Source organism: Micromonospora sp. RTGN7, assembly GCF_033804645.1.
In the GTDB taxonomy this organism is placed as follows: domain Bacteria; phylum Actinomycetota; class Actinomycetes; order Mycobacteriales; family Micromonosporaceae; genus Micromonospora.
In genome coordinates, this window is sequence record NZ_JAPZLF010000030.1 from 1 (window position 1) to 14,005 (window position 14,005).

The 14,005-nt window shown below is 73.0% G+C and carries 24 protein-coding genes; 6 read left to right on the forward strand and 18 right to left on the reverse strand.

Going from position 1 to position 14,005, the window contains the following annotated elements; translation table 11 throughout:
- Positions 1-38: 38 nt before the first annotated feature.
- Both SNR22_RS27500 and SNR22_RS27505 read right to left on the reverse strand, forming a co-directional pair.
- The gene (locus SNR22_RS27500; RefSeq protein WP_320069576.1) at positions 39-254 is read right to left on the reverse strand and encodes a hypothetical protein; all 216 of its coding nucleotides are present in this window, start codon (positions 252-254) and stop codon (positions 39-41) included.
- Between the two features lie 382 nt (positions 255-636).
- Positions 637-1,047 (reverse strand): winged helix-turn-helix domain-containing protein, encoded by a 411-nt coding sequence (locus SNR22_RS27505; protein WP_320069577.1) that lies wholly within the window; start codon positions 1,045-1,047, stop codon positions 637-639.
- Between the two features lie 108 nt (positions 1,048-1,155).
- Between SNR22_RS27505 and SNR22_RS27510 the strand changes: the two genes are divergently transcribed.
- On the forward strand, positions 1,156-1,356 hold the full coding sequence (locus tag SNR22_RS27510) for a hypothetical protein (RefSeq protein ID WP_320069578.1): 201 nt from the start codon (positions 1,156-1,158) through the stop codon (positions 1,354-1,356).
- The gene (locus SNR22_RS27515; protein ID WP_320069579.1) at positions 1,353-1,664 is read left to right on the forward strand and encodes a hypothetical protein; all 312 of its coding nucleotides are present in this window, start codon (positions 1,353-1,355) and stop codon (positions 1,662-1,664) included. The genes SNR22_RS27510 and SNR22_RS27515 overlap by 4 nt, the downstream gene beginning before the upstream one ends.
- A 61-nt stretch (positions 1,665-1,725) precedes the next feature.
- Here the strand turns inward: SNR22_RS27515 and SNR22_RS27520 are convergent, their stop codons facing one another.
- The 8 genes from SNR22_RS27520 to SNR22_RS27555 form a co-directional block, all read right to left on the reverse strand.
- Complete coding sequence (locus tag SNR22_RS27520; RefSeq protein WP_320069580.1) at positions 1,726-1,965, reverse strand: hypothetical protein; 240 nt, start codon at positions 1,963-1,965, stop codon at positions 1,726-1,728.
- A gap of 143 nt (positions 1,966-2,108) precedes the next feature.
- A complete protein-coding gene (locus SNR22_RS27525; RefSeq protein ID WP_320069581.1) occupies positions 2,109-4,160 on the reverse strand; it encodes a cell division protein FtsK in 2,052 nt (683 codons plus the stop codon).
- Positions 4,161-4,228: 68 nt separating this feature from the next.
- Positions 4,229-4,420, reverse strand: a complete 192-nt coding sequence (locus tag SNR22_RS27530) for a hypothetical protein (protein ID WP_320069582.1) — start codon at positions 4,418-4,420, stop codon at positions 4,229-4,231.
- A gap of 348 nt (positions 4,421-4,768) precedes the next feature.
- Entirely contained in the window at positions 4,769-4,948 is a 180-nt protein-coding gene (locus SNR22_RS27535) for a hypothetical protein (protein WP_320069583.1), read from the reverse strand.
- Between the two features lie 43 nt (positions 4,949-4,991).
- Positions 4,992-5,936 (reverse strand): ABC transporter permease, encoded by a 945-nt coding sequence (locus SNR22_RS27540; protein WP_413775722.1) that lies wholly within the window; start codon positions 5,934-5,936, stop codon positions 4,992-4,994.
- Between the two features lie 110 nt (positions 5,937-6,046).
- Positions 6,047-6,265 carry a hypothetical protein gene (locus SNR22_RS27545; protein WP_320069585.1) on the reverse strand — a complete coding sequence of 73 codons (219 nt, stop codon included), beginning with the start codon at positions 6,263-6,265 and terminating at the stop codon, positions 6,047-6,049.
- A complete protein-coding gene (locus tag SNR22_RS27550; RefSeq protein WP_320069586.1) occupies positions 6,262-6,423 on the reverse strand; it encodes a hypothetical protein in 162 nt (53 codons plus the stop codon). The genes SNR22_RS27545 and SNR22_RS27550 overlap by 4 nt, the downstream gene beginning before the upstream one ends.
- Before the next feature lie 51 nt (positions 6,424-6,474).
- A complete protein-coding gene (locus SNR22_RS27555; protein ID WP_320069587.1) occupies positions 6,475-7,185 on the reverse strand; it encodes an NUDIX domain-containing protein in 711 nt (236 codons plus the stop codon).
- A 165-nt stretch (positions 7,186-7,350) separates the two neighbouring features.
- Here SNR22_RS27555 and SNR22_RS27560 point away from each other — a divergent pair, with 165 nt between their 5' ends.
- Positions 7,351-7,527 (forward strand): hypothetical protein, encoded by a 177-nt coding sequence (locus SNR22_RS27560; protein ID WP_320069588.1) that lies wholly within the window; start codon positions 7,351-7,353, stop codon positions 7,525-7,527.
- An 85-nt stretch (positions 7,528-7,612) separates the two neighbouring features.
- Here the strand turns inward: SNR22_RS27560 and SNR22_RS27565 are convergent, their stop codons facing one another.
- Positions 7,613-7,813: a helix-turn-helix domain-containing protein gene (locus tag SNR22_RS27565; RefSeq protein WP_320069589.1), complete on the reverse strand. Its 201-nt coding sequence runs from the start codon at positions 7,811-7,813 to the stop codon at positions 7,613-7,615.
- A 152-nt stretch (positions 7,814-7,965) separates the two neighbouring features.
- On the opposite strand from SNR22_RS27565, the gene SNR22_RS27570 reads away from it, so the two are divergent.
- Positions 7,966-8,202 carry a hypothetical protein gene (locus tag SNR22_RS27570; protein ID WP_320069590.1) on the forward strand — a complete coding sequence of 79 codons (237 nt, stop codon included), beginning with the start codon at positions 7,966-7,968 and terminating at the stop codon, positions 8,200-8,202.
- A gap of 66 nt (positions 8,203-8,268) precedes the next feature.
- Positions 8,269-8,610, forward strand: coding sequence for a hypothetical protein (locus tag SNR22_RS27575; RefSeq protein WP_320069591.1), 342 nt, complete (start codon positions 8,269-8,271; stop codon positions 8,608-8,610).
- 333 nt (positions 8,611-8,943) lie between these two features.
- Here the strand turns inward: SNR22_RS27575 and SNR22_RS27580 are convergent, their stop codons facing one another.
- Positions 8,944-9,111, reverse strand: a complete 168-nt coding sequence (locus tag SNR22_RS27580; RefSeq protein ID WP_320069592.1) for a hypothetical protein — start codon at positions 9,109-9,111, stop codon at positions 8,944-8,946.
- A gap of 169 nt (positions 9,112-9,280) precedes the next feature.
- Between SNR22_RS27580 and SNR22_RS27585 the strand changes: the two genes are divergently transcribed.
- The gene (locus tag SNR22_RS27585) at positions 9,281-9,586 is read left to right on the forward strand and encodes a hypothetical protein (protein WP_320069593.1); all 306 of its coding nucleotides are present in this window, start codon (positions 9,281-9,283) and stop codon (positions 9,584-9,586) included.
- A 70-nt stretch (positions 9,587-9,656) separates the two neighbouring features.
- On the opposite strand, the gene SNR22_RS27590 is transcribed toward SNR22_RS27585, so the two are convergent.
- From SNR22_RS27590 to SNR22_RS27615, 6 genes are all read right to left on the reverse strand, one after another.
- Entirely contained in the window at positions 9,657-9,899 is a 243-nt protein-coding gene (locus SNR22_RS27590; RefSeq protein ID WP_320069594.1) for a hypothetical protein, read from the reverse strand.
- A gap of 63 nt (positions 9,900-9,962) precedes the next feature.
- On the reverse strand, positions 9,963-10,193 hold the full coding sequence (locus SNR22_RS27595) for a hypothetical protein (protein ID WP_320069595.1): 231 nt from the start codon (positions 10,191-10,193) through the stop codon (positions 9,963-9,965).
- Positions 10,190-10,462, reverse strand: a complete 273-nt coding sequence (locus SNR22_RS27600) for a hypothetical protein (RefSeq protein WP_320069596.1) — start codon at positions 10,460-10,462, stop codon at positions 10,190-10,192. The genes SNR22_RS27595 and SNR22_RS27600 overlap by 4 nt, the downstream gene beginning before the upstream one ends.
- Positions 10,459-11,391 carry a hypothetical protein gene (locus SNR22_RS27605; protein WP_320069597.1) on the reverse strand — a complete coding sequence of 311 codons (933 nt, stop codon included), beginning with the start codon at positions 11,389-11,391 and terminating at the stop codon, positions 10,459-10,461. The genes SNR22_RS27600 and SNR22_RS27605 overlap by 4 nt, the downstream gene beginning before the upstream one ends.
- Complete coding sequence (locus tag SNR22_RS27610) at positions 11,391-11,831, reverse strand: hypothetical protein (protein WP_320069598.1); 441 nt, start codon at positions 11,829-11,831, stop codon at positions 11,391-11,393. Before SNR22_RS27610 ends, SNR22_RS27605 begins: the two co-directional genes overlap by 1 nt.
- Before the next feature lie 10 nt (positions 11,832-11,841).
- Complete coding sequence (locus tag SNR22_RS27615) at positions 11,842-14,004, reverse strand: hypothetical protein (RefSeq protein ID WP_320069599.1); 2,163 nt, start codon at positions 14,002-14,004, stop codon at positions 11,842-11,844.
- Position 14,005 lies beyond the last annotated feature (1 nt).

Genomic DNA, 14,005 nt, shown 5'->3' on the forward strand with positions numbered 1-14,005 from the left:
ATCGTGGGAGATTGCAAAGATCTATTACCCCTCAGTGACTAGTGGCCGCTGGCCAGCCGGCGGCGGATGCGCCTTACGGCGTCGGCGGTCTCCCGGTCCATGGCCGGCAGCAGCGGAATCACATTTCCGATCATGGATGGCGCGGTGGTGACCCCTCGTGCGCCCTGGGCTCGGCGGATGGAGTAGACGATCAGGCCGGCGAGCAGGGACGAGGTTGCGAGGGCTGCGGCGGTACGGCCGATCGTGGTGTGCATGGGGTCAACTCCTCGTTGCTGTGGTGCAGGGGATTGGCGGCGCGTGGGTGCGGGCGCAGGGAGGTTGCAGTTGTGATGCGCGGCGGTCGCACGCTGCCTCCCCCGAGGGCCACGCTGTCGGTCCAGTGGATCAGACCAGAGCAGCCATCCTGACGCAGCAGGGCAAGCTGTGCGAGCGCTCTTCGATGCCTGCTCAGCGCCAACAACGATCAATGCCCGCGTATGTCCGCATTCACCTTGCGCGATTTGCAAATTGCGCGCCGTGGGATTCGCAGAATTAACTGTTCGCACGAGTGTACGAACGGTCAAGATCGCCGATCAGCGGGCCGACCTACACAGCTCAGAAGACGGTGAGGTCCGCCCGATCGGCCGGCATTCGCCGTCAGGAGAAGCGCAGCTCCGTCTGATTCGCCCGGTACAGCCCGCGCAGCCGGCCGCCCACGGTCACGACGATGACCGCGGTCGCCGCTCCGGGCTCGATGCCCAGCTCGGCCCGCTCCGCCTCGGTGGGCGGTCGCACCCGCACCCGGGCACCCCGGGGCACCGCCACGACTGTCAGCTCCGGTTCCACTGCCACCCGGGCACCGTATCCGCGCTCCATGACGATGAGGCCGTCGGCGACCAGCACGGCCAGGGCGCGGCGCACAGTGTCCCGGCCGACCGCGTGCTCCTGCCCGATGCGCTGGGTGGATGCGAGGCGACCTCCGGGTGGGGGCTGGCCTGCGGCGATCTGCTCCCGGAGCAGGTCGGCGAGCTGCCGGTAGACGGCCCTCTCCGCAGAGTAGTTGATCACTAATGGACAGTCTCACGGACGACTCACCTGGGGACCTAGGGCCCTAGCGCCCTAGCGCCCTCGTAGAGTGCGAGGCCAGGCACCCTCCGCTACGCCTGGAGGCATCCGATGGACGAGCGCCCGCACACCGGCCCGCTCCCGCACGCGCACCCAGTCGTCGACGGTCGGGCGCCGCTCGCCGACGGGCAGACCGTCCCGCAGCCGCCCCGCCGGCTGCCCCTGGCCACCCGCGAGGTCATCGCCGGCTGGATCTGCGCCGCCGTCGTCCTGGTGCTGCTCGTCGTCGGCATCGCCGGGCTGCTGCGGTGACCGCCGACCGCCGCGCCGGCGTCGACCTGGCGCAGCTCCGCCCCGGGGCGGTGGTGCACATCGACGGCCAGGCCTCGGTGCAGTTCGGCGGGGAGCGGGCGCTACGGCTGCGCCTGGTGGCCGTCGACGACCGGCCCACGTACTACGGCTGGGTGTGGCTGACCGGGTACGTGCTCGGGCCGGGCGGGGATGCCGTCGCCAAGCGGGAGCTGTACGTCCAGCTCGGCGGGCTGCGTCTGCTCGCGCCGGCACCGGCGGTGGTCCAGCAGCAGCGGCGTGCGGCGGCCCCGGTGCGGGTGCGGGCCTGACCGGGGCCGGACGCGCGACCGCCCCCGGCCGGCGTGGTCGGGGGCGGTGTCATGTTCGGGGTCAGAGGGCGTCGCGGTGGAGAGACCGCGCCCGGTTCCACGCCCGGCGGCCGAGCCGGAGCCGCTTGCCGGTGGCCCGACACCAGCGACACGGGCGCGACAGCGCCGGGTTGGACTTGCTGCGGTGGTGGGCTTGGCCGGAGCAGACCCAGCAGTCACGGAACGGCCTGACGACGCACGACAGGCCGTAGACCAGGGCAAGGGTCAGCAGGATGCAGGCCGTGGCGATGGTGCCTCTCACAGGGTCTCCCAGGGGGCGGTTTTCGGGGCCTCGGCGGGCTGCCGCGACCCGCGACCAAACGGGGGTTCGTGCTGGTGGGGGCCGGTCGCAGGGCTGGTCGCACTTCCGCGACCAGGAAGCGTGCCGCGACCAGCCCCCGCGACCTACTCGGCTTCGATCTCACGGCGCTGCTGCGCGGCGTCCAAGGCAGTACGGCGGGCGCCCTTGACGTTGCTCCGGCTGCCCTTCGGCTTCACGTCCTGCGACTCGACGCCGTACGGGGCGAGGGACTCGCGGACCATGTCGGCGGTGATCCCGGTATAGAACTCCGGGGCCAGCTCGGCGAGGCGTTCGGCGAGCACCGCCCACGGCAGGCCGGCCTCGCCCGGCAGTAGCACCGCCCGGGCGTCGGCGAGCATGTCCCTGGCCTGCACCCGCTGGACGTCGTCACCGATGACGGACTGGCCGCGCAGCTGGCCGGCGCGGGCCACGATCGCCGCGGTGACATCCGGCCGGGGAAAGAATGAGCGGGCGCTGCCCGGCTTGTCGACGCCGACCATGACGCCCCACCCGGCGTCCACCCCGGGCCGGTAGACGGTGCCGGTGAAGCCCCGCTTGTACGCCCCGGTGCCCAGGATCATGTCGTTCTCCACTTGGCCGAGGACCGACAGGCACCAGCGGGTGGTGATGCAGCGGGTGATGTTCGGCGGGAGGCTGTCCTTGTCGGGGATCTGCGTGGCCAGGGCGAAGATGATGCCCAGCGCGCGGCCGCGCTTGATGGCCCGTTCGCACGCCGCAGCGGCACCCGGCTGGTCCGCGAACAGCTCGTGGACCTCGTCGAGCAGGATGAACACGGGGTGCAGCCCGGAGCCCGGCTTCGCGGCCAGCTCGGGGGTCACCTTGCCGTGCGGGGCCTCACCGCGCTTCTTGGCGGCGAGGATCCGCTTCCCACGCCGTTCGCACTCCGCGAGCGCCCAACCGATGATGTCGTTGCCCGTCTCGAACGCCTCGTCGTCGACGCCCACCACGTACGTGGAGCAGAGGTGTTGCACGTCGAGGAAGTCCCCGACGCCCTTGAACTCGGCCACCTTCAGCTCCACGACGGGGTCGAGCATCGCGATGGTCAGCAGGGTGCGGGCGGCGTAGCTCTTGCCCGAGCCGGGCTGGCCGCCGATGAGGAAATTTCGCTCGAACAGCACGGTGGAGATGGGCCGCTGCCGGGCGTCGGTGGCGAACGGCTGCGGCTCGAACACGCTGGTCCGGGCGGCGGAGTCGGCGAGGGCCCACTTCGGCTGACCCATCTTCGACGACGGCTGGTAGCCGACCCAGAGGGCGACCTGGCCGGGGTGATCCGGGCCGACCTCCGGCCACACCTGGTCGACGGGCAGCCGTAGCGCTCCGGCGAGGCCGTCGCGCTTCTCCAGCAGCTTCGTGGCGACGATCGCGCCGGGCAGGTCGAAGATGGCCAGCCAGCCAGGTCCATCCGCGTGGATCGGGAATTTGAACTCGATGCTGCGCGGCTCCTTCACGCCGATGGCCAGGGCGATGACGGCGGCGCGGACCATTTCGGCGGTGAGCTTGGTGAACTTGGGGCCGATGCTGACCCGGTCCAGGATCGGCCGGTCCGCCGGCCGGCCCGCCCAGGCCAGCACGGGCACGCCGGCGGCGGCCAGCAGCGGCAGCGCCCACCCGGGGGCGAGCGGTGAGGCGAGCACGGCGATGACGGCGATCAGCGCCAGCAGGCCGGCGGCGACCAGCATCCACCGGAACCGGGCCTGACGCTCGCGGACCCGGTCCAGGGCCATCCACGCGGCAGGGTCGTCGCGGTTGGCGGCCTGCTGCCGCAGCGTCCAGTTGCCCTCTTCCGCGCTGGCCCAGTGGATGATGCGGCCGGTGCCGCGGACGAGGCCGACGGGCGCCCAGAAAGCCATCTTCGCGGTGTACTTCGGGCTGTTGTAGAGGTGCTTGCCGACCAGGTACGCGGTGTATCCGAGGGACCAGCGGGCCAGCTCCCTGCGCTGCTCGGGGTTGCGCAGCGCCGCGGGAATGATCGGGGGGCGGTCGTCGGCGCGCGCTTTGATTTCGGCGAACGTCGCCGGCCGCCCCGGCGGGTCGACCGGCTCGCCGAGCTGCTCAGCCTCGATGGTGTACGACTCGGCGTCGCGCTGCTGCGGCACGCCCTGGACGATGTCGTCGCGCCGGATCTGGTCGGTCATGTCGGTGACGTCCTCCGTGCGGGGGGTGCGGGGCCCGACCTGCTCGGCCGGGCCCCGCGCTGGGTGGGTCAGCGGGAGCGGCGCGAGCCGCCGCAGCTGCCGCAGGTCTTCATCGCGGTGCAGTTCGTGTAGGCGACGTTGCGGCCGTTCTTGTCGATGACGTCGTTGCAGCCCTGGGTGTAGTGCGGCACCCGCCCGGTGCCCTTGCACGCCGGGCAGCGCGTCAGCGCTTTCACGGCGGCGATCAGCTTCTTGGCCATCGTCGGGATTCCTCTCGTCGTGCCGTCCAGGCGTCTGGCCGGCTCCGCGCGGGCACCCGGTGATGGGCGGGTGCCCGACGGGGGCGGTCATGGATGAGGGATCAGCGCCGGTACCAGGGGACCCCCTTCTCCGCCTCGATGACGGCGGAGTTCGCCTCCAGGTACGCGTCCGTCTCCTCCGTGCTCTGAGAGCTCACGCGCGCCAGGTTCTCCCGCGCGTCCCTGTGCTTCTGGATGGCCTCACGCTTCTCTTCCCTGCTGGGCATGTCCCCTCCTCTTTTGTGGCTGCCAGGTGGTCTGGCCGCTCCCGCGTGCCGCCGGGTGATGAGCCGGCGGCCACGGGGGCGGTCAGCGCTCCTGCCGCATCCCGCCGGTGACCTCTCCCATTGCCACGCCGCCCTTGCTCGTGACCTTGGTGCCGCACGCGCCGCACGTCGCGGACTGGGTGCCGTCGGCGGTCTGGCGTGCGTTGCGCCACCCCTTGGTGTTGCCACAGTTCGTGCAGGTCAGCACGGTTGCCTCCGTCACGGTCAGGTCGCGATGATCAGCGCGGCCGGCGGCTTACGGCGGATCATCGGGCGTCCTCCCGGACCAGGTGGGCGAGGGCCGCGCCCATGCCGAGCACGGCTACGGGCAGGCACGCCACGGCGGTGGTGATCTGCCACGGGGCCGACGTGACCCCGGCGGCGACGAGCAGGTGGTAGGCGATCTGGCCGAGCGCGCCGACGATCAGCGACCCGATCGCGGACCAGCGGGCGAACCGGCGGGCCCGGTCGGGCACCCGCCCGGACAGCCAGACGTAGAGGGCGTACGCGGCGTACGTCTCGACGCCGACCGGCAGGGTGATGGCGGTGTCCAGGCTCACCGAGTCGGCGATCCCGGGGAGCGGGTGCACGACGCCGAATCCGGTGAGTCCGCCGAGTCCGACCCACCCGGACCAGACGGCGACGAACGCGGGCGCGGCGAGCAGGATCACTGGCCAGGCGACGGCCCGCCGACGGGGCGCGGGCGGGGTGGCCGTATCCGGGTGACCGACCGGCGTGACCTCGGGCGACACGTCAGCCGCCGGGAGGGCCGTGACGGGCTCCGGAGCGGGTTCGACGGCGGGCTGTGCCCGGGTGTCCGCCGGGGTGGGCAGGGCGGCCGGGAGGGTGCCGACCGGTGCGGCGACGGCCAGCTCGACCGTCCGGGCGGGGACCTCGGCGGGCACGCCCGGGGCGGGTTCGGTCGCCTCGGACACCCGGGTCTGCGCCGGCTCGGCGGCGGGTCCGAGGGGCACGTCGACCGGGTCCGGGCCGATCGGCTCGGCGTGGGCCCAGGGGTCACCGGCACCGGTGACGACGCTGTGCACGCGCTCGGCCTGCTCCCGATCGACGTCGAAGGCGTCGGCCACCTGCTCGACGGTCCAGCCGGCCTGGATGGCCTGGTCGAGACCGAGCGCGTCGCGTACCTGCTCTCGGGCGAGCAGGTCGCGCAGCTCTTCGGCCTTCGGCGCACCGATGTGGAACTCACGCATCAGCCGGTTCCGCGACGGCACCTCGCCCAGCTCGGCGGCCAAGTTCCGGGCCAGGGGAAGCAGCGCGTCGACCGGCTGCGGGTACTTCGTGCCGTTCACGGTGGGGGCGGTCATCGGGTCAACTCCTTCGGGCGGGCGCTGGCGGAAGTGCGGGTCTGCGCGGGCACCGGGGCGGCGGCCCGCTCGGCGGCCTGCTCGGCGCGGAACCAGTCCAGGTATGCCGAAGCGGCGGCCGGGTCGCCGTGGCGGTGCACCAGGGCGCGGGCGGTCAGGAACACGGCGGGCGGCAGGCCGAGCCCACCGGCGAGGATCAGCAGCAGCGGGTTCATCGGGTCATCTCCAGGGAGGTCGAGACGCACATCCCGCCGGCACCGACCTGGTCGGCCGAGCAGGGGCGCGTCGTGTGGTTGTGGTGGAAGGCCAGGGCCGCCAGGACGGCGCAGACGCCGACGACCCGGTAGACCCAGCGGTTGATGCGGGCACCCATCACGGGCACCTCCTCACGCGAGGGGTGAGCGGAGCGGAGGGGTGGCGCGGGTCAGCGCAGGACGTCGCGCAGCAGGCCGGCGTGGGCGGCGAACACGCCGCCGCCGTAGGCCATGTCCAGGTGCCGGACGACGCAGGCGTAGTCCACCGCGCCGATCCACGCCGCCCGGCGGGCGTCGTCGAGGCCGGTCACGTCCGGCAGCCGGTCGCCGACCATGCCGACGTCGATGCGTAGCGGGGTGGTGACCATCCACGCCTCGTCGCTCGCGCGGGGGTCGGGGACGACGCGGGCGGGCAGCACCCGCAGTCGGCAGGTCGCCGGGCTGACGATCAGCCCGGTCTCCTCGCGGAGCTCGCGGATGGCGGCCGTCACCGGGCCCTCGCCCGGGTCGCAGTAGCCGCCGGGCAGCGCCCAGCCGTGGCCGTCGGCGCGCTCGACCATCAGCAGCCACGGCCATCCGCCGTGCGCGCCGGACGTGCGGGCGATGACCAGGGCGTCGGCGCACCGCTGCTCACCCCAGTGGCCCAACAGGTTGCGGCCGTACCGGATGCCGGTCGGCGCGCCGGGGCTGACGGGGCGGCCGTCGACGACCTCGAACGGGACCAGGGCGAGGGCCTGGCGCTCCGCCCAGTCGATGCTGGTCGGGTCCATCGTCGGGTCCGCCCAGGACGCCCCGGCGGCGATGCCGGCCAAGACGGACGGGTCGGTGTACTCGTAGCGGGGCAGCGCGCTCAGGGCGTCGTGGTGGAAGATGCGGGTCATGGGTCGGGGTCCTCTCCCGTCCTAGGCCCCCGGTTGGCGTTGCAGTCGCCGCCCGGGGGTCGCCCCGTCTCCGGGGCTTGTGGGTGTTATGACACCCACCGTACAGTGGGTGTTATGACACCCGCAAGCCCCAACCCTCCGCGCCGTTATGACACCCTTCCGACCGTGAGTAAGGGGACGTCCCTCCAGAGCTTCCGCGTGGCCAGCGACCTGTGGCGACAGTTCGCCGAGCGCGCCAAGCTCGCCGGCACGAACCGGTCCGAGGTGCTCCGTCGCTTCATCACCTGGTACCTAAGGGAGCCCGACGCCGAGTTGCCGGAGCGACCCGAGCCCCCCGCCTGATCTCCTCCGAACAGACGAACGCCCCCGCATGGCCTTCCGGCCGGCGGGGGCGTTCCGTGTTCAGAGAGGGCAGGAAAGCGTGTTCCTACTCCGGGGCGGGGGCGGGCCGGGCGGCCTCGACGACGGAGCGGCGGAACACCCAGGCGGAACCGACCTGCGCGCCGACGAGCTGGGCGGCCTTGATTCGCTTGTGGACTGCCTGCTTGCTGATGCCGAGGATGTCGGCCGCCTCCTGGAGGGAGACCAGGTCGGGGATGCGCGGGTCGCGCGGCGGGGTGGCGGTCATGTCCACACGGTACACCACGGTTGACGTGCGTCAACTCCAAGTGAGGTGAGAAAGTTGTACTGATCAGGGATTCTCGGTTGACGTTCGTCAACCAGATGGGTTAGACTATTGGCACAGGCAGGGAACACCGAACGAGAACGAGGGAGACGGACATGACGAAGGCAGACCGGAAGATGGCCGAGAAGATCCGCACCGGCCGCGCGGCCGTCAAGTTCGCCGGCGTCCGCTGCCTCGGCAAGCCCGACGAGTACTTCGACGGCGCCCCCGCTGCCCGCCACTACCTCCTCACCGCCCGCGCCGAGGCCGCCCTCGCCCCCCGCACCGTCCGCACCACCCACACCGGCCGCCGGGTGCTGATGCGCCGCACCGAGCGGCTGCGCTGGGTGTGACCACCCCCGGGGCCGGCCACCCGGCCGGCCCCACCCCCGCGACCGCACCGACCGAAGGGACCGACCATGCAGCACCTGCCCATCGTCTGCGCCGGCGAGTACGCCGACGACCGCCCCCTCGCCGTGTTCGCCACCGACCCCGACGCCCAGCGGTACGCCGACCTCTACAACCTGGAGCGCGGCTACGGCCTGGAGGACGGCGACCGGGCCCGCGTCGAGCACCTCCCCGCGCACCCCGCCGGCGACCCCGGCAGGTCCGGGCACGCCATCACCGTCCGCGAGGCGCACTGGTCGTGCACGTGCGGCCGCACCGACTGGGCCGGCACCGAGATGGGCGCCCGGGAGCAGGCCGCGCGGCACATCGCGCACTGGATCCCCGCCGCCGAGCAGGTCGCCCTGCCCGCGTGACCCCCGGACGCACTGCGGCCCCGGCCTCCCTGGTGGAGGCCGGGGCCGAGTCGTCAGCAGCGGTCAGGATTGCGCTTTCCCACCCCGCCGCCCGTAGCACATCCCGGGCATGATCAGGGCGTTATCCACAGGCGGCCCCGCTGTCCACAGGCCCGGGTCGCGCCCGGCCCCCGTCGGGCATCCTGACCGGGTCGGCGCGGCCACCCTCCAGCCGCCGGCCACACCCTCGGGAGGTGGGGCGGCACCGGTCGGCAGGCCACCGACGTCCGGGCCCGGACACGCAGACGCCCCCGCCCACCCCGCGAGGGGCAAGCGGGGGCGCTGTCGTGCGGACTACACGTCGTCGTCCGGGCCGCCCTCGACGACGAGCAGCTCGTGATCCGTGTCGCCCAGCCGGTACCGGCCTGGGGCGAGCACCACCCCGCCGGCGGTCAGGGTGGTGCCGTCCCAAGTGATGTCCCCCGGCGGCAGAGCGGCCGGGGTGGTCTCGTCAGCGTCCATACCGGACACCGTAGACGCGACGACGCCCCGCCGGCCGGAGCCAGCGGGGCGCGTCGAGGGATGGTCGGCACCGGCCGGGAGCTCACCGGCGGCACCGCGATCGGGAGCCTACTGGGCCGCTGTCGCCTCCCGGACAGTCCCGCCGCCCCGCCGCCGCTACGGTGCCCCGATGATCCGTACCTTCCCGGCCGCCATCGTCGTCCTGGCCGCCGTTGTCCTTGCCGGCTGCGGCGGCGACCCAGCCCCCTCGTCCCCCGTGCCACCGGCCAGCTCGCCAGCGCCGGTCACGTCAGCGCCGAAACCCACCGTCGACCCGTACAAGGCGTACCTGAAGATCGCTCCCGCCGACGCGCCGAAGATCAGCCGCGAAGACGCGCAGGCGCGGGCGCTGCTCGGCTGCGGCCAGACCTGGGCGCCGGGCACGGTGGACGCGGCGCTCGCCGAGGCGTACGCGGACCTCTGCAAGCCTCGCTGACCCCGGACACAGCGAGCGGCCCCACCTCGGCGAGGTGGGGCCGCTTCGTGTGAGCTGGTCGGCGGCTGGCTCAGGAGCGGCCAAGATCCGGCCGCGGGGTGTGCCGCGCCAGGTACCCGCCGATGCCCGCCGCCGCGGCCGGCACGAGCGGCGCGACGAAGATCTCCAGGACGTCCGGCAGGTCCGTGAGCAAGGTCGTGTCGCTGACCCCGTTGACGACGGCCAGGCCGCCGAGGGCCAGCAGGTACGTCCACGCGGCCGACGACTTGACCTTCGCCTCGACGGGCGCGGCCGGGGTGGTGGGGGTGGTCATGATGCCTCCAGGGTTGACGAGGCCCGGGCCACGCTGGTCCGGGCCGAGAGGGGTAGAGCAGGGTCAGCAGTGCAGGTCGCGCAGCAGCTGCTCCTTGGCGCGGGCGAGTAGCTCCCCGGTCGGGGTGGTCGGCGGCACCTCCCGGTACGCGGCCACCTCGGTCCGGAGCACCGTGCACTGCCGCCGCGAGACATGCTCCGTGTACGCGATGCACGCCCCGGCCACGGCCAGCGCCGACACGAGGGCGGCCACCAGCGCGTACCAGACGGGGACGGGTCGCCTGTGCGGGCTCACCGCTCACCCCCCGCCGAGGGTGCGGACGGCAGCGACGGCGAGGGCGGCGGCGGCTCCGGCGAGGCCGGCACCGACGACAGCCCACCGCCCGGGGTATGCCCCGCCAGCCAAAGCTGCACCACGCCCGGCCCGGCCATCAGGGCGGCGGACACCAACAGCGGCGGCCAGCCCGCCCCGGTCACCACGCTGTACCCGAACCCGGCCCCGCCCAGCACCAGGAAGACGATGTCCCGCAGCCAGGGCACCGGGACGCGTTGCTGGAGCGTCACTCACGTGCCTGGCCCGGGCCTGCGGCGGCGAGCCGGGCGGACAGCTCGTCGACGACCCGGCGGGCCATGTCCGGTGGCACCGCGGCGGCGATGGCCTCCGGGGTGAGTCCGGCCGCCGTGAGCGCCTCGGCGAGCCGCTCCGGGCCCAGCCCAGCGAGCACCCCCGCGACGATGGCCGGTTCGTCGGTCCAGTCCCGCCCGGCCAGGGTGGTCACTCCGGCGGCCATCCCGTCGAGGCGGGACATCATGTAGTCGAGCTTCGCCACGACGCTGTTACCCGCCGCCGCCGCGCCCGCGCCGTCCGGGTCGACCCGGCGGCCCATGCTCGACCCGCCGCTGAACATGGCCGCGTGCACCGCGTGGATCTCGCTCTCGGCCGTCTTGCTCATCTCGTCCTCCTGGGTGTCTCCGAGCGCGATCGCGAGGATGCGCTCCATCAGCTTCGTGTTCCGGCAGTGCCGGCGGTCGAGGGTGAGGTGCCAGTGCCACAGGTGGCTGCTGTCCGAGCTGGCGGCGCGGTCGCGCACGTTGTCCCAGCCATCGACGATCTTGTTGCCGTCGACGTTGCCGTAGAACTCGCGCACCTCGTCGATCTGCCCGGCCTGCATCGCGGCGAGCAGCCGCTTCGACTGCGCGATCATGTCGGCGGCCGACGCGGGGGTGAAGTCCACGCCGGCGATGTGCCGCTCCTGCTCAACCGTGAGCCCCGACTGGACGGTGTACGTGCGGTTCGTGCAGTGCCGCGACCGCCGGATCCACTCCTGCGACCGGTGGGCGCCACGCAGGTGGTGGCTGTCGCCCTTCGCGCCGAAGGCCGCCCGAGGTCGGTTGGTGCGCCGGCACAGCTCGTCGCCGAGCCAGTCAACCTCCGGGGTCACGATCTCCCGGTTCCAGTACGGCTCGGCTTGGAGTTGGGCGTACGTGGGCATCAGGCCACCTCCAGGATCATCAGCACGAGGGTCGTCGTGGCCGGCAGCACCTCGTACTGCGAGGCGGCCGTCGCCCGGCCGGCGAGCTTGATCGTGTGCGAGCCGGCCGCCGCCAGCGTCCCGGTCCAGGTCTGCGACACCGAGCCCCGCTCGGACACTGCGACGCCGCCGAACGCTGCCAGGGCGGTCTGAGTGGCGCCATCGACGACGAGGCGGCCGAAGCAGTCGTTCGTCGTCGCCGCGAGCTGGTTGAAGTCGTAGGCGGCCCACGCCACCCAGACCGCCCCGGCGGCCGTCGTGTTGAAGGTGATGCCACCGCCGGGTAGGTCCGTCTGCGTCGCGGTCAGAGCCAGGCTGGCGGACGTCGCCGTCGAGTAGACGACCGGCTGCAGCCGGTTTAGGCGGGCGGCCGACAGGTCGTCACCAGCAAGAATGGTCATCAGTCTCTCCTTACAGGGCTGCCACGGCGGGCTGCCACACCTCGATGGGGGTACCGGCCGCCCACGTCCGCTGGACGCCGTTAGCGGCGCGGACCGCGACGGTGGCGGTCTGCGGACTCGACGTGCCGGTGATCGCCGACAGTCGGACCTGCTCACCGCCGAGGCGGATGTCGAGCGGGTAGCGAGCCGGGTCGGTGGTCCAGGGCCCGGACGCCGGGGAGCTGGCCAGCAGGATGGTGGTCGCGGTGGCGTCGATGTCGGCGGCCAAGGTGGAGCCGCCAGCGGCCGCCCGCTGCTGCCCGCCCGCAGTCGCCACCTGCCATGGCGCGGCCGGGATGACGTTGAGGGTGGCCGTCCACTCCCGCCGCCCGTGGTACGTCTCCGTCGCACCCATCACGAGCTGGTCGACGACGCCGGGGACGCTCTGCGGCGGCGGGTGGACCACCTGCACCCGGGAGCCCGGCCGCACGTCGCACCACGCCGCGGCCAGCTCCGGATGCGCGTACAGGTCTATGGGCAGGGACGGATACCGCACGTCCTGGACGGAGTGCCGCCGCAGCCACCACGCCGCATGCCCGTCCAGCAGGGAGTCGTCGAGGTGGTTGACCGTGGTGGTGCCCTCGATCTCGCCCTGCCGGGCGATGAGGGCCTCATCGCGGACGGTCGCCGACGACCCGCCATCCCGGGACACGGTCCAGGCGTTGCGGCGGTTCGGGTCTTCGGTGGCCGGGGCGAGGTCCCCGCCGAGCTGTCCCGCAGCGGCGTCGATCACGAGCACCGGCGGGGCGTTGTAGAGGTCCACCCGGGGCAGGTAACCGAAGCCGTAGCCCTCCTCATACAGCAGGCCCTGGTCGGAGTCGGCGCACTGGCCGGCCAGCTCCGCCCAGGTACCCGCCGGCTGCGGGCCCATCCGGGTAATGCCCTCCTCCGCCACGGTGGGCGGCGTAAAGGGGAGCCCCTCCTCCGCGCACAGTCGGGCGAGGCGCAGGTGGGCGGCCTCGCGAGCCCACGGCTGGACGTCCGGCGCGTAGATGTACGTCCCGTACGGGTCGAAGATGCCGCCCGCCATCGGCAGGGACGGCGTGGCGGTGGGCCACACGGTCACGTGGCCCATCGGCACCGGCGCGGTGGCGGTGGTGCCGTCCGCGTTCGCCGTGACGCGGGAGGGGCCGGTGAGGGTGCCAGCCACGACGGACGTGGTCGCGAAAGTCGAGCCCAGGTACAGATTGATGGTGATGTTGCCACCGGTCTGAGCTGCCGTGATGCGCCAGTGCCCGAAGGGCTGGCCAGCCCCGCCGTTGATGTGCGTCGCAGCTCCGGTCGCGTCGTACCCGCGCAGGTTCCAGGTCAGGCCGGGGCCGGCGAGGAACACGAGCCGCCACCGGACGTAGGGGCTCCCGCCCGGAGTAACCCACTCCAGTAGGGCCAGTTCCCCGGCGAGCGAGCTGTCCTCCACTTCGGCCATGAACCCGATGGCGTACTGCCCTGCCGCCGTGCAGGCGGTGGTCACGTCGCCTGGGATGGCCGCGACCAGGCGGCCACCGGCCGACAGGTCCGGCAGCGGCAGGCTCCCGATCGCCGCATTGCCGCCGGATGTCTCGACGGTCAGGTCGGCGAACTGGACCACGCCCGATGTGCTGATCGGCGGGTGCCCCGGGATCGCGGAGGCGGCCTGGGTGGAGTCCCCACCGTCCTCCGCTGGCCAGTACGCGCCAGGGCTGCTGGCCATGGTGGCGCGGCGCATCGCGGACCGGGCCGGCGGCCGGCCACGCTCCTGGCGGCCGAGGATGCCGACCGCCTGAATACGGGCAACGGCCATCAGCGCGCTCCGCCCCGGCCACGCCACGGACCAGCTCCGCACAAAGCCGCTGAATCGGGTGCGCCAGCCGGCGCCGTCGCCCAGGTCGATGGCGTACTCGATCGGCGTCCACTCGATCACGTGCGGCCAGTACGGCGACCGCCCGCTGAACGGCGTGAAGCGGCTGTCGTTGTTCTTCAGCGACAGCCCGAGGGTGGCCGTCTCCACCTTGCTCGCGGAGCTGGACGTGCCCCACGACACGGTGACGTCGTCTGGGGTGTGCCAGTACGGAGTCACATCCGTCCACGACCACGTGTCCGGCGGCGAGGCGATGGTGGCCCCGAACGCGATCCGGATCCGAACGTCTCTGCCCACG

Coding starts and splice junctions, on each gene's coding strand:
- SNR22_RS27570 (WP_320069590.1), top strand. CDS start 7,966: ATGACGAAGGCAGACCGGAAGATGGCCGAGAAGATCCGCACCGGCCGC.
- SNR22_RS27565 (WP_320069589.1), bottom strand. CDS start 7,813: ATGACCGCCACCCCGCCGCGCGACCCGCGCATCCCCGACCTGGTCTCC.
- SNR22_RS27555 (WP_320069587.1), bottom strand. CDS start 7,185: ATGACCCGCATCTTCCACCACGACGCCCTGAGCGCGCTGCCCCGCTAC.
- SNR22_RS27510 (WP_320069578.1), top strand. CDS start 1,156: ATGGACGAGCGCCCGCACACCGGCCCGCTCCCGCACGCGCACCCAGTC.
- SNR22_RS27605 (WP_320069597.1), bottom strand. CDS start 11,391: ATGCCCACGTACGCCCAACTCCAAGCCGAGCCGTACTGGAACCGGGAG.
- SNR22_RS27585 (WP_320069593.1), top strand. CDS start 9,281: ATGATCCGTACCTTCCCGGCCGCCATCGTCGTCCTGGCCGCCGTTGTC.
- SNR22_RS27590 (WP_320069594.1), bottom strand. CDS start 9,899: ATGACCACCCCCACCACCCCGGCCGCGCCCGTCGAGGCGAAGGTCAAG.
- SNR22_RS27575 (WP_320069591.1), top strand. CDS start 8,269: ATGCAGCACCTGCCCATCGTCTGCGCCGGCGAGTACGCCGACGACCGC.
- SNR22_RS27540 (WP_413775722.1), bottom strand. CDS start 5,936: ATGCGTGAGTTCCACATCGGTGCGCCGAAGGCCGAAGAGCTGCGCGAC.
- SNR22_RS27525 (WP_320069581.1), bottom strand. CDS start 4,160: ATGACCGACCAGATCCGGCGCGACGACATCGTCCAGGGCGTGCCGCAG.
- SNR22_RS27530 (WP_320069582.1), bottom strand. CDS start 4,420: ATGGCCAAGAAGCTGATCGCCGCCGTGAAAGCGCTGACGCGCTGCCCG.
- SNR22_RS27550 (WP_320069586.1), bottom strand. CDS start 6,423: ATGGGTGCCCGCATCAACCGCTGGGTCTACCGGGTCGTCGGCGTCTGC.
- SNR22_RS27500 (WP_320069576.1), bottom strand. CDS start 254: ATGCACACCACGATCGGCCGTACCGCCGCAGCCCTCGCAACCTCGTCC.
- SNR22_RS27580 (WP_320069592.1), bottom strand. CDS start 9,111: ATGGACGCTGACGAGACCACCCCGGCCGCTCTGCCGCCGGGGGACATC.
- SNR22_RS27610 (WP_320069598.1), bottom strand. CDS start 11,831: ATGACCATTCTTGCTGGTGACGACCTGTCGGCCGCCCGCCTAAACCGG.
- SNR22_RS27545 (WP_320069585.1), bottom strand. CDS start 6,265: ATGAACCCGCTGCTGCTGATCCTCGCCGGTGGGCTCGGCCTGCCGCCC.